General features: G+C 57.2%; 1 protein-coding gene. It reads left to right on the top strand.

The window, feature by feature from the left end:
- Positions 1 to 538: transposase (locus tag BV911_RS18925; RefSeq protein ID WP_139840174.1), on the top strand; the 538-nt coding region annotated here is incomplete at both ends.

Here is a 538-nt window from a genome sequence, read left to right on the forward strand (position 1 = left end):
CTATCTGCCAAGACCATTACGCGGCTGAAGGCCGACTGGTGGATGGACTATGAGCTCTGGCAGAAACGTGACCTTGGCTCGCGGAGATTTCTCTACATCTGGGCGGATGGCGTCTACTTCAAACCACGGATGGCTGAGGAAAAACAATGTGTTTTGGTGATCGTCGGTGCTGATGAATATGGCCGAAAGGAACTTCTGGCCATGACCGATGGCTTCCGCGAAAGCACCCAAAGCTGGCGCGAGGTGCTGCTCGATCTCAAGCGCCGTGGCCTGAAACAGGATCCCAAGTTGGCCATCGGCGACGGAGCCCTGGGGTTCTGGACTGCGTTGCGCGAGGTGTTCGCCACGACGCGGGAGCAACGCTGCTGGGTCCACAAGACCATGAACGTGCTGAACGCGATGCCGAAGTCCGTTCAAGCCAAAGCCAAGGGCCATCTGCACGACATCTGGCAGGCCGAGACAAAAGCCGAAGCCAACGTCGCCTTCGATTTCTTTGTCAAAACCTATGGCGTGAAATGGGACAAGGCAGTCGCCAAGC

The sequence above is a fragment of the Pseudoruegeria sp. SK021 genome, assembly GCF_002119405.1.
GTDB lineage: Bacteria > Pseudomonadota > Alphaproteobacteria > Rhodobacterales > Rhodobacteraceae > Meridianimarinicoccus.